This is a genomic window from Pseudomonas sp. FSL R10-0056, from assembly GCF_009600105.1.
GTDB classification, from domain to species: domain Bacteria; phylum Pseudomonadota; class Gammaproteobacteria; order Pseudomonadales; family Pseudomonadaceae; genus Aquipseudomonas; species Aquipseudomonas bubulae.
In genome coordinates this window covers 1-1,223 of sequence record NZ_WIWL01000058.1, presented here as the reverse complement: position 1 = coordinate 1,223, position 1,223 = coordinate 1, and the positions used below count along the sequence as shown (strand labels likewise).

3 protein-coding genes are annotated in these 1,223 nt (G+C 64.3%); all 3 read right to left on the bottom strand.

Annotation, left to right across the window (positions count from 1 at the left end; translation table 11 throughout):
- Window positions 1–392: sulfite exporter TauE/SafE family protein (locus GHO42_RS03360; RefSeq protein ID WP_178114889.1), on the bottom strand; the 392-nt coding region annotated here is incomplete at its 3' end.
- Window positions 385–615 carry a cbb3-type cytochrome oxidase assembly protein CcoS gene (gene ccoS, locus GHO42_RS03355; RefSeq protein WP_153326546.1) on the bottom strand — a complete coding sequence of 77 codons (231 nt, stop codon included), beginning with the start codon at window positions 613–615 and terminating at the stop codon, window positions 385–387. The genes GHO42_RS03360 and ccoS, both read right to left, overlap by 8 nt.
- Window positions 616–635: 20 nt before the next feature.
- Window positions 636–1,223: HAD-IC family P-type ATPase (locus GHO42_RS03350; protein WP_153384112.1), on the bottom strand; the 588-nt coding region annotated here is incomplete at its 5' end.

The following is a 1,223-nucleotide window of genomic DNA, read 5'->3' as shown; positions in this document are numbered from 1 at the left end:
CTGGGCACCTGGCCCGTACGGCTGGCCACCGGCTGGATATGCCGCCACAGGCCGCGGCCCAGGCTTTCAATGCGGGTCAGGCCGCTCCACCAGCCGGCGAGGTACAGGCCCATGCAAATCAGCAGCAAACCGGCGAGGATGCGCATAAACATGGCTGCCGGGCTGTTGGCTACTGCCCAGCCTGCCAGCCCCAGCAGTAGTCCTGCTGTGGCATAGCTGAGAATTCGGCCAAGGTTGTAGGCCAGCAGCAGCCTGAAGCGTCGGCTGCGTTGCTCTTTGGGGATGGCCAGCGTCAGTGCGCCCATCAGACCGCCGCACATGCCCAGGCAGTGTCCGCCCCCAAGCAGGCCCAGGATAACGGCCGATACCAGCAGCGGGGCCAGCTCAAGCATGGGGCGGGGCTTTTTTGTCGGTGTCGATGGCCGACTCCGGGTGCAGGTTTTTGGCTTCTTCGACGGCAGCGGTATGCTGCGGATCCTGGTCATCGAACAGGATGCTGTGGGCTGGGCTGTCCAGGTCATCATACTGGCCGCTGTCGACTGCCCAGAAGAAGATAAAGATGCAGATGGCGACAATCAGCAGGGCCGCCGGAATCATGATGTAAAGCGCTGGCATAAGGGCTCCAGGGGACCGGGTCAAGCCGGTAGCGGGCGAGAGTGTGGCATGGCTGGAGTATGCGCCTGGGCGGGCATGCGCGTCAGGCGCAAGGCGTTGAGCACCACGGTCAGTGAGCTGATCGACATGCCGATGGCGGCCCAGATCGGAGTAATCCAGCCCAGTGCGGCGAATGGCAGCATCAGGCCATTATAGAGTCCGGCCCACAACAGGTTTTCGATGATCACCCGTCGGGTCCGTCGCGCCAGGCTGAACGCTTGCACCAGCGCGTCCAGGCGGTTGGACAGCAGCACCGCATCGGCGCTGGTTTTCGCCAGGTCGGTCGCCGAGCCCATGGCCACGCTGATATCGGCAGCGGCGAGCACAGGTACATCGTTGACACCATCCCCCAGCATCAGCACCTTGCGGCCTTGGGCGTGCAGTTTTTGCAAGACCTGCAATTTGTCATCCGGGCGCAAGCCGCCCTGAGCTTCATCGATCCCCAGTTCGGCGGCCACGCTGGCGACCATCGGCGAACTGTCCCCCGACAGCAGCAGCGTGTGCCAGCCGCGGGCCTTGCACGCTGCCAGCAATGCCGGGGCATCGTCCCGCAGGCGGTCGTCCAGAAC

Excerpts from the sequence above, each read along its gene's own strand:
- ccoS (WP_153326546.1), bottom strand. The coding sequence starts at position 615 with ATGCCAGCGCTTTACATCATGATTCCGGCGGCCCTGCTGATTGTCGCC.